The organism is Natrinema gelatinilyticum (assembly GCF_024266705.1).
GTDB classification, from domain to species: Archaea; Halobacteriota; Halobacteria; order Halobacteriales; family Natrialbaceae; genus Natrinema; species Natrinema gelatinilyticum.
Genome location: NZ_CP100757.1, coordinates 434,576 through 451,760, shown reverse-complemented (window position 1 = coordinate 451,760; position 17,185 = coordinate 434,576). Strand labels below are relative to the sequence as shown.

Annotated in this window: 18 protein-coding genes and 2 pseudogenes; 12 read left to right on the top strand and 8 right to left on the bottom strand. The window is 57.4% G+C overall.

Features of this window, described 5'->3' with window-relative positions; genetic code table 11:
• Positions 1–221: 221 nt before the first annotated feature.
• Positions 222–719: pseudogene (gene rdfA, locus NJU76_RS20200) on the bottom strand (rod-determining factor RdfA).
• A 717-nt stretch (positions 720–1,436) separates the two neighbouring features.
• On the opposite strand from rdfA, the gene NJU76_RS20195 reads away from it, so the two are divergent.
• On the top strand, positions 1,437–2,201 hold the full coding sequence (locus NJU76_RS20195) for an IclR family transcriptional regulator (protein WP_254533589.1): 765 nt from the start codon (positions 1,437–1,439) through the stop codon (positions 2,199–2,201).
• A 25-nt stretch (positions 2,202–2,226) separates the two neighbouring features.
• Here NJU76_RS20195 and NJU76_RS27150 read toward each other — a convergent pair whose 3' ends face one another.
• Positions 2,227–2,931 carry a lipoate--protein ligase family protein gene (locus tag NJU76_RS27150; RefSeq protein WP_425604329.1) on the bottom strand — a complete coding sequence of 235 codons (705 nt, stop codon included), beginning with the start codon at positions 2,929–2,931 and terminating at the stop codon, positions 2,227–2,229.
• A gap of 377 nt (positions 2,932–3,308) precedes the next feature.
• On the opposite strand from NJU76_RS27150, the gene NJU76_RS20185 reads away from it, so the two are divergent.
• Positions 3,309–3,596 (top strand): HalOD1 output domain-containing protein, encoded by a 288-nt coding sequence (locus NJU76_RS20185; protein WP_254533587.1) that lies wholly within the window; start codon positions 3,309–3,311, stop codon positions 3,594–3,596.
• Between the two features lie 158 nt (positions 3,597–3,754).
• On the opposite strand, the gene NJU76_RS27355 is transcribed toward NJU76_RS20185, so the two are convergent.
• The 3 genes and pseudogenes from NJU76_RS27355 to NJU76_RS20175 form a co-directional block, all read right to left on the bottom strand.
• Complete coding sequence (locus NJU76_RS27355; protein WP_486642025.1) at positions 3,755–4,048, bottom strand: DUF7971 family protein; 294 nt, start codon at positions 4,046–4,048, stop codon at positions 3,755–3,757.
• Between the two features lie 51 nt (positions 4,049–4,099).
• Positions 4,100–4,270: pseudogene (locus NJU76_RS20180) on the bottom strand (cell division control protein Cdc6); the annotation flags it as partial.
• A complete protein-coding gene (locus NJU76_RS20175; protein WP_254533586.1) occupies positions 4,236–4,565 on the bottom strand; it encodes a transcriptional regulator in 330 nt (109 codons plus the stop codon). The gene NJU76_RS20175 and the pseudogene NJU76_RS20180, both read right to left, overlap by 35 nt.
• A 163-nt stretch (positions 4,566–4,728) precedes the next feature.
• On the opposite strand from NJU76_RS20175, the gene tenA reads away from it, so the two are divergent.
• From tenA to NJU76_RS20155, 5 genes are all read left to right on the top strand, one after another.
• Positions 4,729–5,394 (top strand): thiaminase II, encoded by a 666-nt coding sequence (gene tenA / locus NJU76_RS20170; RefSeq protein ID WP_254533584.1) that lies wholly within the window; start codon positions 4,729–4,731, stop codon positions 5,392–5,394.
• A complete protein-coding gene (locus NJU76_RS20165) occupies positions 5,391–6,140 on the top strand; it encodes a TenA family protein (protein ID WP_254533583.1) in 750 nt (249 codons plus the stop codon). Before tenA ends, NJU76_RS20165 begins: the two co-directional genes overlap by 4 nt.
• Before the next feature lie 2 nt (positions 6,141–6,142).
• The gene (locus tag NJU76_RS20160) at positions 6,143–7,699 is read left to right on the top strand and encodes a sodium:solute symporter family transporter (protein WP_254533911.1); all 1,557 of its coding nucleotides are present in this window, start codon (positions 6,143–6,145) and stop codon (positions 7,697–7,699) included.
• A complete protein-coding gene (locus tag NJU76_RS26615; protein WP_256566983.1) occupies positions 7,699–7,821 on the top strand; it encodes a hypothetical protein in 123 nt (40 codons plus the stop codon). Before NJU76_RS20160 ends, NJU76_RS26615 begins: the two co-directional genes overlap by 1 nt.
• Before the next feature lie 291 nt (positions 7,822–8,112).
• The gene (locus tag NJU76_RS20155; protein ID WP_254533582.1) at positions 8,113–8,538 is read left to right on the top strand and encodes an OsmC family peroxiredoxin; all 426 of its coding nucleotides are present in this window, start codon (positions 8,113–8,115) and stop codon (positions 8,536–8,538) included.
• Between the two features lie 120 nt (positions 8,539–8,658).
• On the opposite strand, the gene NJU76_RS20150 is transcribed toward NJU76_RS20155, so the two are convergent.
• Entirely contained in the window at positions 8,659–9,372 is a 714-nt protein-coding gene (locus NJU76_RS20150) for an alcohol dehydrogenase catalytic domain-containing protein (protein ID WP_254533581.1), read from the bottom strand.
• A gap of 109 nt (positions 9,373–9,481) precedes the next feature.
• On the opposite strand from NJU76_RS20150, the gene NJU76_RS20145 reads away from it, so the two are divergent.
• The 3 genes from NJU76_RS20145 to NJU76_RS20135 are packed head-to-tail and all read left to right on the top strand — an operon-like array spanning position 9,482 to position 12,555.
• Positions 9,482–10,528 carry a thiamine pyrophosphate-dependent dehydrogenase E1 component subunit alpha gene (locus NJU76_RS20145; RefSeq protein ID WP_254533580.1) on the top strand — a complete coding sequence of 349 codons (1,047 nt, stop codon included), beginning with the start codon at positions 9,482–9,484 and terminating at the stop codon, positions 10,526–10,528.
• Positions 10,525–11,529, top strand: a complete 1,005-nt coding sequence (locus NJU76_RS20140) for an alpha-ketoacid dehydrogenase subunit beta (protein WP_254533579.1) — start codon at positions 10,525–10,527, stop codon at positions 11,527–11,529. The genes NJU76_RS20145 and NJU76_RS20140 overlap by 4 nt, the downstream gene beginning before the upstream one ends.
• 6 nt (positions 11,530–11,535) lie before the next feature.
• Positions 11,536–12,555, top strand: a complete 1,020-nt coding sequence (locus tag NJU76_RS20135; RefSeq protein ID WP_254533577.1) for an NAD(+)/NADH kinase — start codon at positions 11,536–11,538, stop codon at positions 12,553–12,555.
• Between the two features lie 159 nt (positions 12,556–12,714).
• Here NJU76_RS20135 and NJU76_RS20130 read toward each other — a convergent pair whose 3' ends face one another.
• Positions 12,715–14,028: an E3 binding domain-containing protein gene (locus NJU76_RS20130; protein WP_254533575.1), complete on the bottom strand. Its 1,314-nt coding sequence runs from the start codon at positions 14,026–14,028 to the stop codon at positions 12,715–12,717.
• Positions 14,029–14,240: 212 nt separating this feature from the next.
• Here NJU76_RS20130 and NJU76_RS20125 point away from each other — a divergent pair, with 212 nt between their 5' ends.
• Both NJU76_RS20125 and NJU76_RS20120 read left to right on the top strand, forming a co-directional pair.
• Positions 14,241–15,593, top strand: a complete 1,353-nt coding sequence (locus NJU76_RS20125; RefSeq protein WP_254533573.1) for an NRAMP family divalent metal transporter — start codon at positions 14,241–14,243, stop codon at positions 15,591–15,593.
• Positions 15,590–15,814 (top strand): hypothetical protein, encoded by a 225-nt coding sequence (locus NJU76_RS20120; RefSeq protein WP_254533572.1) that lies wholly within the window; start codon positions 15,590–15,592, stop codon positions 15,812–15,814. The genes NJU76_RS20125 and NJU76_RS20120 overlap by 4 nt, the downstream gene beginning before the upstream one ends.
• 389 nt (positions 15,815–16,203) lie before the next feature.
• Here the strand turns inward: NJU76_RS20120 and NJU76_RS20115 are convergent, their stop codons facing one another.
• Complete coding sequence (locus tag NJU76_RS20115) at positions 16,204–17,145, bottom strand: alpha/beta hydrolase (RefSeq protein ID WP_254533571.1); 942 nt, start codon at positions 17,143–17,145, stop codon at positions 16,204–16,206.
• Between the last annotated feature and the right edge of the window lie 40 nt (positions 17,146–17,185).

Below are 17,185 nucleotides of genomic sequence, written 5' to 3'. Positions count from 1 at the left end.
CTATCATCGAGTACATTAGTTGTCCGACAGTGTTCCAGCTCCCGACGACCGTGAGAGAAAAACTCTCGTGCGGCCCATTAGAACGCTCTGCTTCCGAGGACGGCGAGACTGTTTCAGGTTGCCACTGACGATACCACTATCAGGATGAGTTGCGGATGATGAGTACACTCATATCACGAGTATCTGATTTGCCATCCATTGCAATAACAAGCTTGCTCTTGTTATTCTTCTCCGTCGTGAGCAGTTTGGCACTCACAACCTCCTTGCTGCAAGAGTTCGACGATTCTATACTGAGTACTGCAATCTTGACAGAGGACGCTGATTTCGACGAACAGTCAAAACTCGCCGAGTGATATTTGCCCCGTCTTTCGTAATTGGGTAAGGTTCTTTTCGGCGACAGACCGTGTTCGTGCTTGGAGTCGTTGGATAGCAGCAACCGTATCTTCGAGACGGGTGGTCTCACTGTTCCGGTGATACTCGGCGCCGCGGTAGTCCTTGAGATAGGACCGCATCGCCTGATAGGTAATGAAGTCTCGTTCGAGCTGAGCGATATCGAGACCGTTCTGCTCGAGTCGTTTTCGTGCTTCCGTTCTATTCCCACTGCTGACGTCGTCCGCCGTCAATAATCGATACATGTTGGAAACTTCGCCACTGAGCGTCGACATCCCTGCGTCGGTCATGGCTGTTTCGAGCAGTCGTTTATTAAACTGGTCTGCCAGCGATCACAAACTCTCCCGCGCTTCTCCATCTGCCGTCCAGGACTTTTCGAGTTGATCTCCAAACGCTGCTTCCAGCTCGTAGGACTCGATGAGCCGTGCGACTTTGCTGTCGGGCTTCTCAGCTGACGTCTCTCCTTCATTTCCATTTTCTGTTGCCATTCCTGAGTATACTTTGGAAAGGATCTTGCTTAAACCCAGAGGTTGCCTGATTTGGTAGCTAGGAGATTATTTCGCGGAGTGTACCTCTCTTATCTGTAGTAACAGCCCACCCGAATTCGGCTCTAACTCGGTATATTCTCCAAGAAGATGTGGAATAACAGACCTACGCTTGTTATTCTGTCTAACCATCGCCCGGTAAAAACTGGTGGCAGCACTTGCTGGACCGTTCGGAGACTGGTAATCACAATTCGACGGACGTCGTGGTTTCCACGACCGGGAATCGGCATCGGCCGTTGTCGATGCGACGTGCTGGACAAATTAGCGATGATGCCCTCGATTTCGGGCAGTTCGAGATAGTCGTAATGGCTGCCTCTGGGTTGTGGCCTCATACCATACATTGAGTTAATATAGCACGCTAATTTCGACTATTTCGAATTATGCCCCAACGTCATGCCTGTTCCCTGCTGAGGTAACCATAACATGAGCAGGCGGCCAGAATTTTCGTCCTCTTCGAAATAATCGGAACAATGATGTCAATTGCGCTATTAGGTGCCTAGCATGTCTTCACAACCACTCAAATCTCTCTGCCGTGCTAACCGTATCGTTGAAAGACTGGTCGAAATGAAGGCAGCATCTGTTCGCGAACTGGCCAGTGAGTTCGATATGCCGCTAAGCACTATGTACGAGTATATCAACACGCTTGAGACGATCAATTATATTACAAAGGGATCAGATGGCAGGTATCGTGTGAGCTCGTTTTTCCTCGAGATCGGTAACCAAGTTCGGCGCAACTGCGACATTTACACCGTCGCTGAGCCGGAGATCCGTCGGCTAGCTGAACAAACTGGTGAGTTTGCTGGCTTGATGATCGAAGAAGACAATCTCGGAGTGTTGTTATCGATGAAAAAGGGGGAGAAAGTGAAGCGACTCCAAGTCAATCGGACATATCCAGGGGTCAAATCACGGCTCAACACGACTTCATATGGCAAGGCGATTCTCGCCCAATTAAGTGATGAAGAAATCCGGGATGTAATTAATCAGTACGGCCTCTATCCACGGACAGAAAACACGATCACAGAACTTGAACCGCTCTTAGAGGAGATGGAACTCATTCGTCAACGCGGATACGCGCTTGACGACGAGGAGTGCTTCGACGGAATGCGTGGAATCGGCGTTCCGATCATAAGTAAGGAAGACGACCTCATCGCTGGGATCGCGCTGTACGGTCCGCCGAACAGACTCACTGACGATGTATTCTTCGAGGAATATCCCTCAGTAGTCCAAGAGTATGCGGATATCATCCAGGGAAATCTCGAATATTAATCTGCTGTTCTCCTCGATGGGTGGGTTATCCATGATCTCTGTCTAATTCTGATACGTGCGCCCGCTTGACCGCTGGTGAGTTGATGGAGTTTCCGGCGATGAGTGCCTCTTCGACAGCTTGGCGGACTTCTTCAGGACTCGCCGAACTACCCGCTCGACGGACGCTACCTATTGCGTTCGGATCGAAGGGGATATCCAGGTGCGTATACACCGGTTCGAGAACTTCGATGAGTTCCGCTCGGTCGCACGGAACGATGATGCCAGCCGTCAGCGCTGCGTTCCGGCGAATCCGTTGGGCGACGCCGACGATTTTCCCCGTTGCTGATAGTGAATGTGAACCGGGACAAAAGGCGGCATCAGGCTCACCGCGGTCGGCATTGACACCGACCGCATTGAGCGCCAACCAGAGTCGGTCAACAACTCGATTGTAGCGGTCGGTCAGTCCCGATCGCTCGTCAGCCACCGCATCGACATGTACAAAACAAATGGTCGTTCCAGTGTACGCCACCGCTCTGCCACCGACACTGCGCTCGTGGATGTCATATCCTAATTCCTTGGCAGCGTCACACGCCTGTGTGTACTGGTCGGTTCGAACGTCACGAGGACCAAAGGCCACGTGTCGATGTGGATGCCACACCCTGATAGTGGGCTCTGTCGATTCCGATAACAGTGTGTCAGTTATTGTATGGTCTATCGCAGTAGATGACGTACGACCGTGAAGCACACGCATACATGTGGCCTAGTGCCCCCTCTGAATAAGTATTGCAGGTGCCTTTCCGCCGTTCGCTGGGAACCGTCGTCCACAGAAGACGCTGTCACCGTCGCCGTAATGAGAGTTAATCGAGCTACCATATACAGAATCGTAGTTTCTTCCCCCCTTTTTGTCCCGCTTGTCCACGGAGTGTCTGGTAGCCAGATCTGGAAGTTTCTTTTCCAGGATCGTCGCGTCACTGTCCTCGCGTTTTTCAAACCTATCTATACCGGTTGGAAACTGCAATCATTAGTTGCCGATAGTAGTTTCAAGACTCTCTTTTTGACCGCTTCGGAGAACTATCGGTCCACAATGAGCCGAAACAGTTTTCAAGGTCAACGTAGCTCTTAGGCTTGATGGCAGAACTACCGGGAGAGAGCAACGTGAGTGAACAGACAAGTATCATCTGGAAAATCGTCAAGAGGATTGCGGAACTAGAGGGAGTTTCACCGACAGACCTAGGTCCCCTTCACACCGTCGATCCTGAAGCTCTTGAGCAACTGTTCCAACCAATTTCGAGGTCTGAGCGAGCCTGGGGACAGGTGGTCTTCGACTATTGTGGGTACCGTATCACAGTTCATGCAAACGATGACATCGAAGTCACACCAACCGATGATATCGAAGTCACACAAACAGACGATTAACTGAGCAAATGAATCCGCCTATCATCGCAGATTGTCTCTCTCTATGTTGGCCGACCCAGAGTTCGATAATGCCAACGAACCCGGTGCCAATTCTGCACTGTGCCGGCTGACATCATGAGCAGGAATGTAAGTCGCTGTCGATGGGATGAACCAGTTCGCTATTTTACGTCTCTCAACTGGATGCCATCGTCGACGAGGCGGCGATTACGCTCTCGTTCCAGATGCTTGGAGCGATCTTCGTGTTCGTGTAATCTAACGATGAGATTTGCCATCAAGTTCCTCCAGGCAATGACATAGATCGGCGACTGTCCCCAGGCACGGAGTTCAGGTACGTACCTGTCGTATGCTTGGAGATAGGCTTCTAACTCATCGATTGCGTCGAGCATGTAGCCGGCAGCTTCGTTTTTGTCGTCGCACTGGTCGATTGACAGTCGATTCGCTATCGAGCGCACCGGTGTCCGAACGGTTGTCGTCTTCGACAGTAGTCTGAGTTGCCGATTCCACTATCGTGATAATATCTGTGCGAACTCTTCACCGAAATCTGGGAGGTCGTCGATGATCCTTCTCCGTGCACCGAATTCACTGATAGTTGTCTGTAGTCCATCTACGACGGTCACGAAGTCGCGGTTGCGTTCGTGTTCACGGTAAGTGCCACCGTCCTGGCCACGATGCTGCGCCCCGAAATCGAGGCAACATCGGCCGACTCGTCCACATCGGGTCCCGGTCCTCGAACTCTCGCATTAAATCGAGCATCTCGGCGAGCGCGTCGTAGCTGTTCAGTTCTCCATCGGCGAATCCGTCGACAATCTGGTTGACCGTCTCTCGTGTCTTCGGATGTATGGCGATACGATCTATCACTACAGCATCGCCGCTGACGTACTGCGAGACGACGGCCTGCGTCACGCCGAAGTGGTCGGCGACCTCCTGTTGCGTGAAATCGCGGTCCGCCAATGCGCGCGCGAGTCGCATATCGGAGCGCCGGAGCGGTGGTAACACCCGCTCGACGACGATCTCGCTCGGAAATCGAAGTGAAATGAAAGTAGCCCTGCAGACAGTGCATATAAAGCCGCGCTCGGAATATAACTGGATTATATTCACAATTTATATTATTCAGGAGATCACACGTCAGGACATGAGTTTCACTGATACGCTGGAACCGCTTGCCGAACCGATGTGGGATGCCATTGTGGCCCATCCCATGGTCGAAGAACTCGGGGCAGGCTCCCTCGACGAGGAACCGTTTCGCTACTGGGTCAAGCAAGACTACGTCTACTTGATCGATTACGCTCGAGTGTTTGCCCACGGTGCGACGAAGGCTCCGACGCTCGAACAGATGGGGACGTTTGCGGAGTTGCTCGATTCGACCATCAACACCGAGATGGATCTCCACCGTGAGTACGCGTCGGAGTTTAGAATCTCGGAGTCGGAACTGGAGGCGACTGAACCGTCGCCCACGACGAGAGCGTACACCGACTTTCTCGTCCGCGTTGCGGCAACTGGAACGTTCGGCGATCTCGTGGCTGCACTCCTCCCCTGTATGTGGGGGTTCAATGAGACGGGGACGCAGCTCGCGGCGCAGGGGTTGCCCGACGACGAGCGGTATGCAGCGTGGGTCGAGATGTACGCCGGCGAGGAATTCACTGAACTCACCTCGTGGTGCAAAGACCTGCTGGACGATGTCGCAGCAGACAAAAGTGAACGCCAGCGCGAGACCTTTCGCTCCTTGTTTCGGACGTCCGCCCGGTACGAGTACCGCTTCTGGGACGCAGCCTGGCGACAGGAGGAGTGGTCGATATGACTCGCCGCGAGACCCAGACTGCGAACAGTCCCGACACCTTCGAAGCGTACGCCGAGACTCGCGACCGCGCCCGCTTCACCGACTGGCTCCGCGAGCGCGCGGAACCCGACTGGTCGAACGCGACGGGCCACCGCTTCACACGCGAACTCGGCACCGGCGAACTCGACGACGCGGTCTTTGAGCGGTATCTACGACAGGATTACGCCTTTGTCAGAACGCTCGTTGGCGTCTTTGGCCGTGCAGTCGGGGACGCGCCGACGATGGAAGCGAAGGCACGGCTCGTCGAGTTCCTCGGGACGCTCACTGCCGACGAGAACGACTTCTTCGAACGGTCGTTCGAGGCACTGAACGTCCCGAAAGCTGTGTACAGTGCTCCCGAGCGGACGGCCACGACGCTGGCTTTCGAGGATCTACTGGAACGTGCAGCCCGGGAGGGCGGCTACGCCGAGACGCTCGCGGTTCTCACCCCTGCCGAGTGGATTTACCTGGAGTGGGCGACCGCCGTCGCGGGCGAACCACCGTCGCAGTTCTATCTCCGGGAGTGGATCGACCTCCACTCCAACGAGCAGTTCGAGGCCTTCGTGACGTGGCTCCGTGACGAACTCAATCGGGAGGGAGCGGCTGCTTCGCCCCGTCAACAACAGCAAATCGAGCGACTCTTTCGACGCACCGTGTCCCTGGAAGTCGCGTTCTTCGAGGTGGCGTACGACCCCGACAATGCGAGCAGAGTGACGGGGGGTGACTGATGATGGTGACTTCGACCGTCGCACTTGGGCTGGCGATCGCGACGCTCACCGTCTTTACCGTGATTGGGATCGGGTTCTCACGAGGGCGAGTCGACTCCGTCGAGGATCTCATCACCGCTCGTAATTCGGCCACTGGCGGACGAACGACGGCGACCCTCATCGCGTCGGTGATGGGCGTCTGGATTCTCCTGTCGGCACCTGAAGCAGGTGCCCTATACGGAATCGCAGCCGTCATCGGCTACGGGATTGGCGAAGCGATCCCAATGTTTGCGTACTCGAAACTCGGTCCGCGGATCCGCGAGATCATCCCGGATGGCCATTCGCTTACAGAATACGCCTACGCACGATACGGGGGCGCGATGTATGCATTCGTCCTCACTGTGAGCGTTCTCTACATGTTTGTCTTCCTCGCTGCGGAGTTGACCGGCATCTCGCTGGCCTTCCAGTACGTGGCGGGAGTGCCCCAGTGGAAGACGGCGATTCTCGTCGGCGGGTTCGTCCTGGTGTACACTGGGTACGGTGGGCTCCGAGCGAGCATCGTCACCGACACGATACAGATGTTGCTCATCCTCCCGTTGCTCATCGCGAGTGTCGCGCTGGTGATTTTCGCACTCGGCGGTGCCAGCGGCGTGTACGAGGGAATCGTGACGACGGACCCCACGCTCCTCGATCCTGGATTCGTCCCGGGGATTCGGTTCGGCGTTGCGCTGATTTTCGCCATCCTCGGTGCGGAACTTCTCAACCAGACGTGGTGGCAACGGATCTACGCGGCTGACGGGGCTGACACAGTCGAACGCAGCTTCCGTATTGCAACCGTCGCGAACGGACTAATTCTCGTCTTGGCCACGCTTCTCGGCATCATTTCCGTAGGCAACGCCGACGTCGTCACCCAGTTTAGCAGCGAGAACTACAACGCTGGGACCGCCTTCTTCCTCCTTCTCGAAGGCGCCGTCGCGGAATGGATCGTTCTCGGTGTCCTCCTGCTCGCACTCGTGCTGGTGATGAGCACGACCGACACCCTGTTCAACGCACTGTCGAGTCTGGTGACAGCTGACCTCCCACGCCTTCTCGTGGATCCCGACGACCGGACACTGCGGATCGGTGCACGTGCGCTGACAGTCATCGTCGCTGTCGCTGCGATTGCGATCAGTCTCCGTGCTCGGAGCGTCCTTCGCCTCTTCTTCGTCGCTGACCTGCTCGGGACCGCCGTCGGGTTCCCACTCGTCTACGGCCTGTTCACCGGCCGTCTATCGGGTCGGAGTGCTCTCGCAAGTAGCCTCGTCGGCCTCGCCGTCGGGAGCGCGTTCTTCCCGTTCCCGTTCGGTCTGCATAGGACGCTTGATTCACTGCTTGGCGGTTCCCTCCCTGCACCTGATCCAACGTACCTGCTCCCCTTCGCTGGTGCATTCCTTGCTTCGACTGGAACGACACTGGTCACTGCACGGATCTCGAACGACCAATTCGATCTGGACCGCCTTTCTCATAAGATCCGGCGACTCGACGAACCCGCGACCGACGGCGGTACACAGATGGAGGCAGACACGGAGGTGACCGAGTAATGGCCGTGATTGGTCTGCCGGTCTTTTCGGGCGTTCTCTGGGGCAGTCTCGTCGGTGTCTTCCTGGTCTTTCTCTACGAGGTGTCAGTGCTCGCGCGCGATTACTACCTGGACCGAGTCTGAGTCCCAGAATCCATATCTATCTACTCTGCTGAATTGAAATACGGCGTCAGGGTAGGTGTGCGATAGCCACGAACGTGAGGCCGAAGGACTACATCTCAGAAATCAATCTTCCTTCGCACCTCCAAGCCAGATAAGTACGCGATTTACGGCTCCTAAACGAACTGGCCCACGCTACAGCTTTCCCTCTTTGACGAGTTGTAGAAAAACTATTCAACAGGACAGATAACCCAACTTTCAGGCCAGGGAAGGACTTTTGAGGATACCCAGAGAATCAGAGAGTGGCTGATACGTATGCCTGTAAGAACTGCTGAAGCAACCTGGGAAGGAACACTCACAGAGGGAGCGGGAACAGTCGCACTGGGAAGTGGTGCATTCGAGGGCAGCTATTCGTTCGGATCGCGTTTCGAGGACGCGACCGGGACGAACTCCGAGGAGTTGATCGGTGCCGGAGAGGCAGGCTGTTTCGCCATGGCGACTGCGCTCGATCTCGAAGAGGAAGGGTTCGAACCCCAGCGCGTCCACGCTACCGCTGACGTTCACATCGAAGAAGTAGACGGTGACTTCACGATCACGCAGATCGAACTAACCGCGGAGGGAGATGTGCCAGATGCCACTGAGGAAGAGTTCGTCGCTGTCGCCGAGAATGCGAAGCAGAACTGCCCAGTCTCGAAGGCACTGAGTGGTCCCGACATCGACCTCACTGCCACACTCGCGTAAACGAGTTCGACCTCGATTTTTATTTTAGCGAACCACACCGGGTTACAAGATAGTGTACAGAGAGTGAACCGGCTCTCACCAGTTTGGTTCTTTATTGTCGAGGGCGGTCGGTCTGTCCGGCTACTCGCTCGGTTTGACGAGGATCTTGATGTGGTCGCTTTCGGGATCGGCGAGGTTGTCAGCGCCGCAGTCTGGCGCGCGTTCGCGCCTGGCGTCCCGTGGTTCAGAGACGAATATCGTTCCAGCGTCGGCCGCTCGGGCACACTGGATCACGGCTAACTCGACCGGGCCAGCCCCGAAGACTGCGACCGCATCACCGGCACACAGTCCGGAGCGTCGTACGGCGTGCAACGCGACGCTCAGTGATTCGACCAGCGCCCCGTATTCGAACGGGACGTCGTCGCCGAGTGTTACAGCGTGTTCCGCATCTAAGACGACGCTCTCGGCGAATCTGCCACCGCCGCCTGAAAGCTCGAGGAATTCGACCGAGTCACAGATATGATAGTCCCCCTCCTGGCACTGGCGACACTCGCCGCAATAGAGAATCGGGTTAATCGCGACAGCGTCACTCCGTTCCAGCCCTGTCACTGACTCGTCGACTTCGGAGATGGTGCCGCTGAACTCGCGGCCCATTCTGATCGGCGCCGTCTCCTGAGACACCGTATGTGGCTCCTCGCCGGGAACGAAAATCGGTCCCGCGGTGTACTCGTGGAAATCTGAACCACAGATCCCGCACGAATCGATGTCAATACAGACCTGTCCCCCGCTCACGCTCTTCGGTTCGACGTCTTCGACACGGATATCTTTCCGGTCGTGGTACGTTGCTGCTCGCATATCGCCGTATGATTACCATGATCTATAATGGATATATGACACCATCGTGTGGTACTGCCTGAAAAATCGGTAATATTATATTGGGACCCATGTTAGTCATTGACGAAGTATGGCAGATTACACACTAGACTCCGAAGACGGGAGACTCGATGCCCTACGTCGCATGCTAACAATTCGTGAGTTCGACACGAAGGCCGGGCACTACTTCGCTGATGGTGAGATCCCTGGATTCGTCCACCTGTACATCGGGGAGGAGGCAGTCGGTGTTGGGACGTGCGCTGCGCTCGAACCGGACGATTACATCACCAGTACACACAGAGGGCACGGCCACTGCATCGCGAAGGGATTGGACCCAGACCTGATGATGGCCGAACTGTTCGGTAAAGCAAACGGCTACTGCAACGGCAAAGGCGGTTCGATGCACATCGCTGACGTCGACTCCGGCATGCTCGGTGCGAACGGGATCGTCGGTGCGGGCCCGCCGCTGGCAGCTGGTGCTGCTCTCTCTATCGATCATCAGGGTCGCGATCAGGTCGCTCTGGCATTCCTTGGCGACGGCGCAACCGCTCAGGGCCAGGTCCACGAAGCCATAAATATGGCGTCGACGTGGGACCTCCCAGCCATCTTCCTCATCGAGAACAACCAGTATGGGGAGGCGACGCCCGTCGAAAATCAACATAACATCGATCACCTCAGTGACACTGCGCAGGCGTACGATATCCCTGGAATCACCGTTAACGGGATGGACATCATCGCCGTCTATGAGGCCGTCAAAGAGGCTCGCAAGCGGACACGAGACGGTGATGGCCCGACGCTGATCGAAGCCGAGACTTACCGGTACCGCGGCCACTACGAAGGTGACGAGCAGAACTACCGGACCGACGAAGAACTCCAGAAGTGGAAGGACCGCGACCCGATCGACGCGTTCAAACAGCGACTCATCGACCGTGACGAACTCACCGAAGAGGAGTTCGAGGTGATGCAGGCCGAGGTCGAAGCGGACATCGCCGACGCTATCGAGTTCGCACAAGACGCAGACCTTCCAGCCCCCGAAGAAGCATACGACGACATGTTCAATGCATCAGTACCAGAAATTGAAAAGTTCGCAAACCGTCCACTCACTGACGGCGGTTCCAACGGAGGCGATTCCCGATGACCGCACAGGCAGAAATCGAGGGACAAGAAACGGAGACATTGACGCTGAGAGAGGCGATCCGAGAAGCGCTGCGCGAGGAGATGGCCCGCGACGACGATGTCTACATCATGGGCGAAGACGTCGGGGCGTTTGGTGGGGTTCTCGAAGTAACTGGCGACCTCTACGAACAGTTCGGTGACACACAGGTCAAGGACACACCCATCGCCGAGGCAGGGTACGTCGGAGCGGCAGTCGGAGCAGCTGCAACCGGCACCCGACCTGTCGCAGAACTCATGTTCTCCGATTTCATGGGCGTCTCGATGGAACAAATCATGAACCAGATGGCGAAAATGCGGTACATGTTCGGTGGGAAAACCGAGATGCCGGTCACCATTCGCGCAACCGAAGGTGGCGGGATGGGTGCTGCCAGTCAGCACTCCGGGACGGTCCACACCTGGATTTCGCATTTCCCTGGTCTGCTGGCTGTCGCACCGGGTACTGCCGCATCTGCGAAGGGCCTGACGAAAGCCGCCATCCGTTCGGACGACCCCGTGTTCGTCTTCGAGAACAAGATGATCTACGAGCAGCAGGGTGAGGTCCCGACTGACGAGGACTACGTTATCCCGCTTGGCGAGGCCGCAGTCGAACGCGAAGGCGAGGACGTCACCGTCGTCGCGACTCAGCGCCTCGTCGGCGAGTCGATCGACGTGGCAGAAAACCTGGCCGGTGACGTGAGCGTCGAGGTCATCGACCCACGCTCGCTGTATCCGCTCGACACCGAAACTATCGTCGAGAGTGTTCGGAAGACCGGACGAATGGTCGTCGCAGACGAGAGTCCGCTTTCGTACGGTACCCACGCTGAGATCGTCTCTCGGGTACAGGAAGAGGCGTTCTTCAGCCTCGATGCCCCCATCCAGCGTGTCGGGACGCCTGACACGCACATGCCGTTCAGCCCACAGCTGGAACACGAAGTCCTGCCCGAAGGCGAGGACGTCCAGAACGCTATCGAGAGGATCCTCTAACCACTCGTGTCCCACGTTGGACTTATCGTCAATCCGTCGGCTGGACGTGATATTCGCCGTCTCACCGGCGGTGCGAGTGTCGTCGATAACTACGCGAAGCGCAGCACGACCGTGTGCGTCCTAGACGGACTCACCCTCGTCGACCAGACGGTCAGCGTCGAGATCATGCCGGACAAGACTGGCATCGCCGCACACGCGATTGACGAAGCACCCAACGGACTGGACATCTCGGAGGTCGAGATGTTCATCCAGGAGTCGGCGGCTGACACCCGGCGTGCGGCAGCGCACTTCCGCGAGACAGCTGATGCCGTTGTCGTCCTCGGCGGTGACGGGACGAGCCGTGACACTGCGCTCGAACTCGGCGACGTCCCACTCGTGTCCGTTTCGACAGGGACGAACAACGTCGTGCCGACACCTGTCGATGGAACTGTCGCTGGCGCGGCCGCTGCTGTGATCGCGACTGGCATGGTCGACGCAGATACGGCGACCACTTGTCACGGAAAAATTGAGGTCCACGCTGACGACGTGAGCGGGGAGAAGCACTTCTCGGGGCTGGCGACTATCGGGATCACTGATCGGCCCTTTGTCGGAACACGGGCAATCGTTGACCCGACGGAACTACTCGGTGGTGTCGTCACGCGGGCGCACCCCGCAGCGATTGGCCTCACCAGTGTCGCGGGATGTGTGAACCCACTTGCCCCCGACGAACCTGGTGGTGTCGCACTCCGCCTCGGTGATCCTGACGAAACACCCCGGTCTGTCCGTGCAGTCCTCGCCCCAGGGATGACGACGACAGTCGGACTCGAGTCCTACGAGACGCTCGACTGGGATGAACCGGCAATCTTCGAGATCCAGGACGGTGTCATCGGTGCTGACGGAGAGCGTGAGATCGAACTCACCGACGCGACCGTCACGATGACCCCCACTGCGAACGGGCCGCGCCTCGTCGAGGTTGCTACCGCGCTTCAGGCAGCCTCGGAGACAGGTGGCCTCATCAGCGACAAGGTGCTGCCCGGAGATAGCTAACGTCAGCGTTCGTTTTTTCAGCGCAAGACGGTCCATTGTCGTCCGCAGTTCCATCGCCGTCTTCCTGCAGTTGTTTCATCTGTCGGTCACTTGTGTTTGGCCACAGAAACCGCAGGGAGAATCGAATTGCCAATCGACGCAGAAAACAGACCCGGTCGCTTACTCCTTGCCGCGGTACGAGCCAAGAATCAGTTCCGATGCCTGTTCGGCTCGCTCGAAGAACTGATCCAAGAACGCTTCGGCCTCGGTCCCATCGATCGCGTGCGTGTCGTAGGTCAGGCTCGCAGTGACGAGCGGCTGCAAATCGACGCCGTCGTCGGTCGGCACTGCTCGCTGGCCGGACGGATCGACTGCAAGCGCCGCGACACCGGGTTGATTGACGAGGAGGCCCTCGGACTCGGTGTCGGTCGTGTTTGCGAGGGTGAAGGAGGGTTGTTCGTCGCTATCATCGGCGTGTGCTTCGCGTGCCGCTACGATTTCAGTCAGTGACTTGTCGTCGACGTTCGGAATGACGGCCGTGCTCAGGTCGTCGGCAAACTCGGTCACGAGTGCGATATCCTGACTCTCCTGGAGCTGATGGGTCGATTCAGTGTAGGTTCCGTTCACGAGTGGCCGATCTTCGAGGGCTGCCGACGCAACGACGAGCAGCACGTCAGTGATTGTGACACGCTCTTCGAACGCCGATCGGACCGCTTCGGTCGTGTCGAGCAAGGCTGCCCCTGCGGTTGGGTCAGCAATGGCTGCAGCATGCTGGAACCGGAGCGAACCGGCCTGTCCGATTCCCGCCGCTTCACTTGCTGATGGGGCTTCGGCCGCTGTCTCGACGTCCTCGGCCGTGATCGAATCCATCGGCCCGGTGCCATCGACGGTTGTGAGGTCGACGTCGAGCTCTTCTGCTCGCTTTTTTGCCTTCGGGGAGGCTTTGACTGATTCCGCGCTGCCTCCGGAATCGTCGGCAGCTGCTTCGACGTCGTCGGCCGTGATCGATCCCATCGGTCCAGTTCCATCGACGGTTGTGAGGTCGACACCGATTTCCTCTGCTTGTTTCTGTGCTCGCGGAGACGCTTTCACCTCGATGGTTCCTCCGTTGGGTGACGCTGCTGCAGCAACTGCCTGGTCGTCGTCGAGTCTAGCGTCGGCATCCGAACCCGATTCCTCGGACGCTGCGGTGTCTTCCTCGGCCTCTCCCTCGAGTTCGGCTTCGACCTCGGCCTCGAGGTCGGAAATATCGGCGTCGGCTTCTGCGAGGATACCGATCGGTTTGCCGGGTGGGACAGCCTCGCCCACCTTGACGTAAATGCGACGAAGAATCCCGTCTTCGCGTGCTTCGACTTCACCGATACTCTTCTCGGACTCGACCTCTGTCATCTTGTCGCCTTCCGACACCTCGTCGCCCGGCTCGAATAGCCACTCCAGAACGGTCCCCTGTTCCATTTCGAGCCCCAGCTTGGGCATTTTGATAATGCTTGCCATTATATCACCTCCATGTATGGCAGTCCACAAAAGCGTATCTCTTGAGTGTCACTGTTTTCTAGTTCTTGGGTGACAAAAACAGTACTCCGCGCGGAAGTCGGAGTCCATCAGTGTTCTCGTAGGAAACCTATAGATGGTCAAAATCGCTGGTTGAACCACTCAGTGATACCACTCAAAAAAATATTTAGGTGATTATTGAGAACCAGCATCACATGAGCGGTGAAACACGTTTCAGTATATGGACGGTCGATTTTAGAAACGTCGGAGAATACCTGCGTGAGATGGGCCCGTCGTGGGTTGCCGGTGCGATAGCAGCGGGGCCAGCGACGATGGCCAGCCTCATCACTGCAGGCGCGACGTTCGGATACGATATGCTCTGGGTCGTCGTTCTCTCTGCAGTTCTCGGTGGACTGACCCAGTACTTGGCGATGCGACTGGGCTTGTTCACCGAGTCTGGTATCGTATCAGTCGTCGAATCTACGCTCGGGGAAACGTGGGCAACACTTCTCGTCATCGATGCCGTACTCGCGTCTGGACTGGCACAGCTAATCATCATGAAGACGGTTGCAGACATCTCCGCGACGGTAACCGGCATCGATGCACGGATCTGGGGCCTCGTCTGGGCAGTCACCCTCGCAGTGGGGTTAGCCGGTCGGGGCTACAGGTTTCTGGAACTACTCGCGAAAGGGCTCGTCTCAGTCGTGGTGGTCGCGTTCGTCGTGTCCCTCTTCCTCGTTCCGATCGACGCTAGGGCGGCAGCAACGGGCCTCGTTCCGACAGTACCAGGAGGGCTCAACGGAGCTTTAGTCGCCGCCGGTATCCTCGGTGGAGCGGTACACATCACCCTCATCACGATGCAGTCATACACGATGCGCGCCCGGGAGTGGACTTCGAGAAATTACGCGCTTGCTACGTTCGACATCGGCGCGTCGATGCTCGTCGCCTTCGGCGTCTATAGTCTCGCCATCTTCCTCGTCACCGCTTCAGTGCTTCACACACCGGCAGTAGAGGCGGCGACGTTGACGGCGATCCAGGCCGCACAGACGCTCGGCCCACTCGCCGGCGCGAACGCGAAGTGGCTGTTCCTGCTCGGACTGTGGGGCGCAGCAGTGTCGACGCTCGGTGGCAACACAATCGTCCCGCCGTACCTCGTTGCCGATAAACTCGGCTGGGACACTGACATTTCAGACAACAGGTACCGGGGACTTCTCGTGGCCGTGTCTCTCCTTAGCGCTGGTGGCGTCTTCGTCGGGGGTGCATTCTTCCCGTTGCTCGTGCTCGTCCTTGCCTTCGGTCTCGTCGGGACGCCCTTTGCACTACTGCTAGTTCTCCTCTTGTTGAACGATCCCGACGTCGTTCCCGAGACAAATTCCCTCTTAGCCAACCTCGGTGGGCTCGTCGTTCTCGTAATTGCGTCAGTTCTAGCCGGCTCGTTCGTCCGCGAACAGGCTGCTGGAGGCCTGTCAGACCCAGTTACCGTCTTTGTCGTCGGCTTCGCCACCGTGTTCGCGCTCGCGAGCATCGGATTGATTCTTGCCTTCGGACGGAGAAGGGGTGGGAAGTGACTGCCACTGATCTCCCCTTTCCCCGCTCGGGATCGACGGTTATCACCGGGCCGTCCAATGTAGGCGAGACGCGACTTACGGCCAGGGCGCTCGATGCCTGGGTTGAATCGAACGGTACAGAGGGCGTTGTTCTCTTCGACTTTGGCCCCGAGTTCGAACACGACGATCGGATCCTCGGTCGCCATCTGGAACGGTTTACGGAACTCTCGGACGAGAACTGACAGGGCGTTCTCGATGCACGAGCGCCACGTGCTGAAGGATCGACGACGGACGAACCTGTGCGTCTTACCGGCGGTAACGCGGAACGCGCCGCGTCACTGATTTCGCCCGCACCTGACTCGCCGGTTGCAGTATTTATCAACGAAGATATAATTTCCTCACAGCGGTGCTGTCTAGCGATCCTACAGAGCACTGCAATTAGATCGACGTCGCGGTCCTGAACGCCTTCGAAAGTGACGAACTGGGAGAGACCGACCCTGTCTCTCGGAAGGAACAAGGGGCAGTCGATACCATGTGGCAAAGCTGTAACCGGTCGATTCGCCTCGACGATACCTAATCGAACCGTCAATACAACTGCTCTGGACTGCTCTCACTGCGCGACCAAACTAGATTACTCGAGAACACTTCGGACAGCGTCACCGATCTCCTCGATTGCTTCGTGTGCACGATCTAGCTCTGGATCGTCGAGCATCGTCAGGAATCCGTGAATCATGTCGTCGTACTGCACGTGCTGGGTCGGGACGCCGGCTTCGGACAGTCGATCAGCGAATTTGCTGCCGTCGTCGCGAAGCGGGTCGAATCCACATGTGAGGACGAACGACGGCGGAAGTCCCTCGAGGTTCTGGGTGCGAAGGGGCGATGCGTAGGGATGCTGGCCGTCCAGTTCACTCCGGAGGTACCCGTTCCAGAATCGTTCCATGTCCTTTCGCGTGAGGAAATACCCCTGTGCGTTCTCCTCGTACGAGTCCGTGTTGAACGAGTAGTCCGTGGCTGGATAGGCGAGCACTTGATAGTCGATCTCTGGGCCATCCCGACCACGCGCGAGCAGTCCGACGCCGACTGTGAGGGCCCCGCCGGCGCTGTCCCCGGCGATGGCCAACGTCCCGGGTTTCGCACCGACCGACTCAGCGTTGTTCGCGACCCACTGGGTCACAGCGTAACAGTCCTCGAGTCCGGCCGGGAACCGGTGTTCGGGTGCAAGTCGGTAGTCGACGGAGATCACGACGCATTCGGTCGCGTTCGCGAGTGCCCGGCACAGTGCGTCGTGCGTATCCAGATCTCCGAGCATCCATCCACCACCGTGGAAGAACACGAGTGGCGGTAGCGGGCCATTCTCATTCGGCGTGTAAATTCGAACCAGGATGTCTTTCGCTGGTCCCGGCACGGTACGCTCCGTCACAGAGGCGACCGTATTCGGTGGCTCGTCAGGCACGCTGAGTTCACGGTATGTTTCACGGGCTTCCTGCAGGGACAGCCGGTACAGTGGCGGTAATCCCTGCTCTGAGAGGCCATGGAGATACCCTTCGACCTGGGAATTGAGCGTCGATGACATTGCTTCAGTTACTCCATTAGTCTAGAACGGTATAATTGTA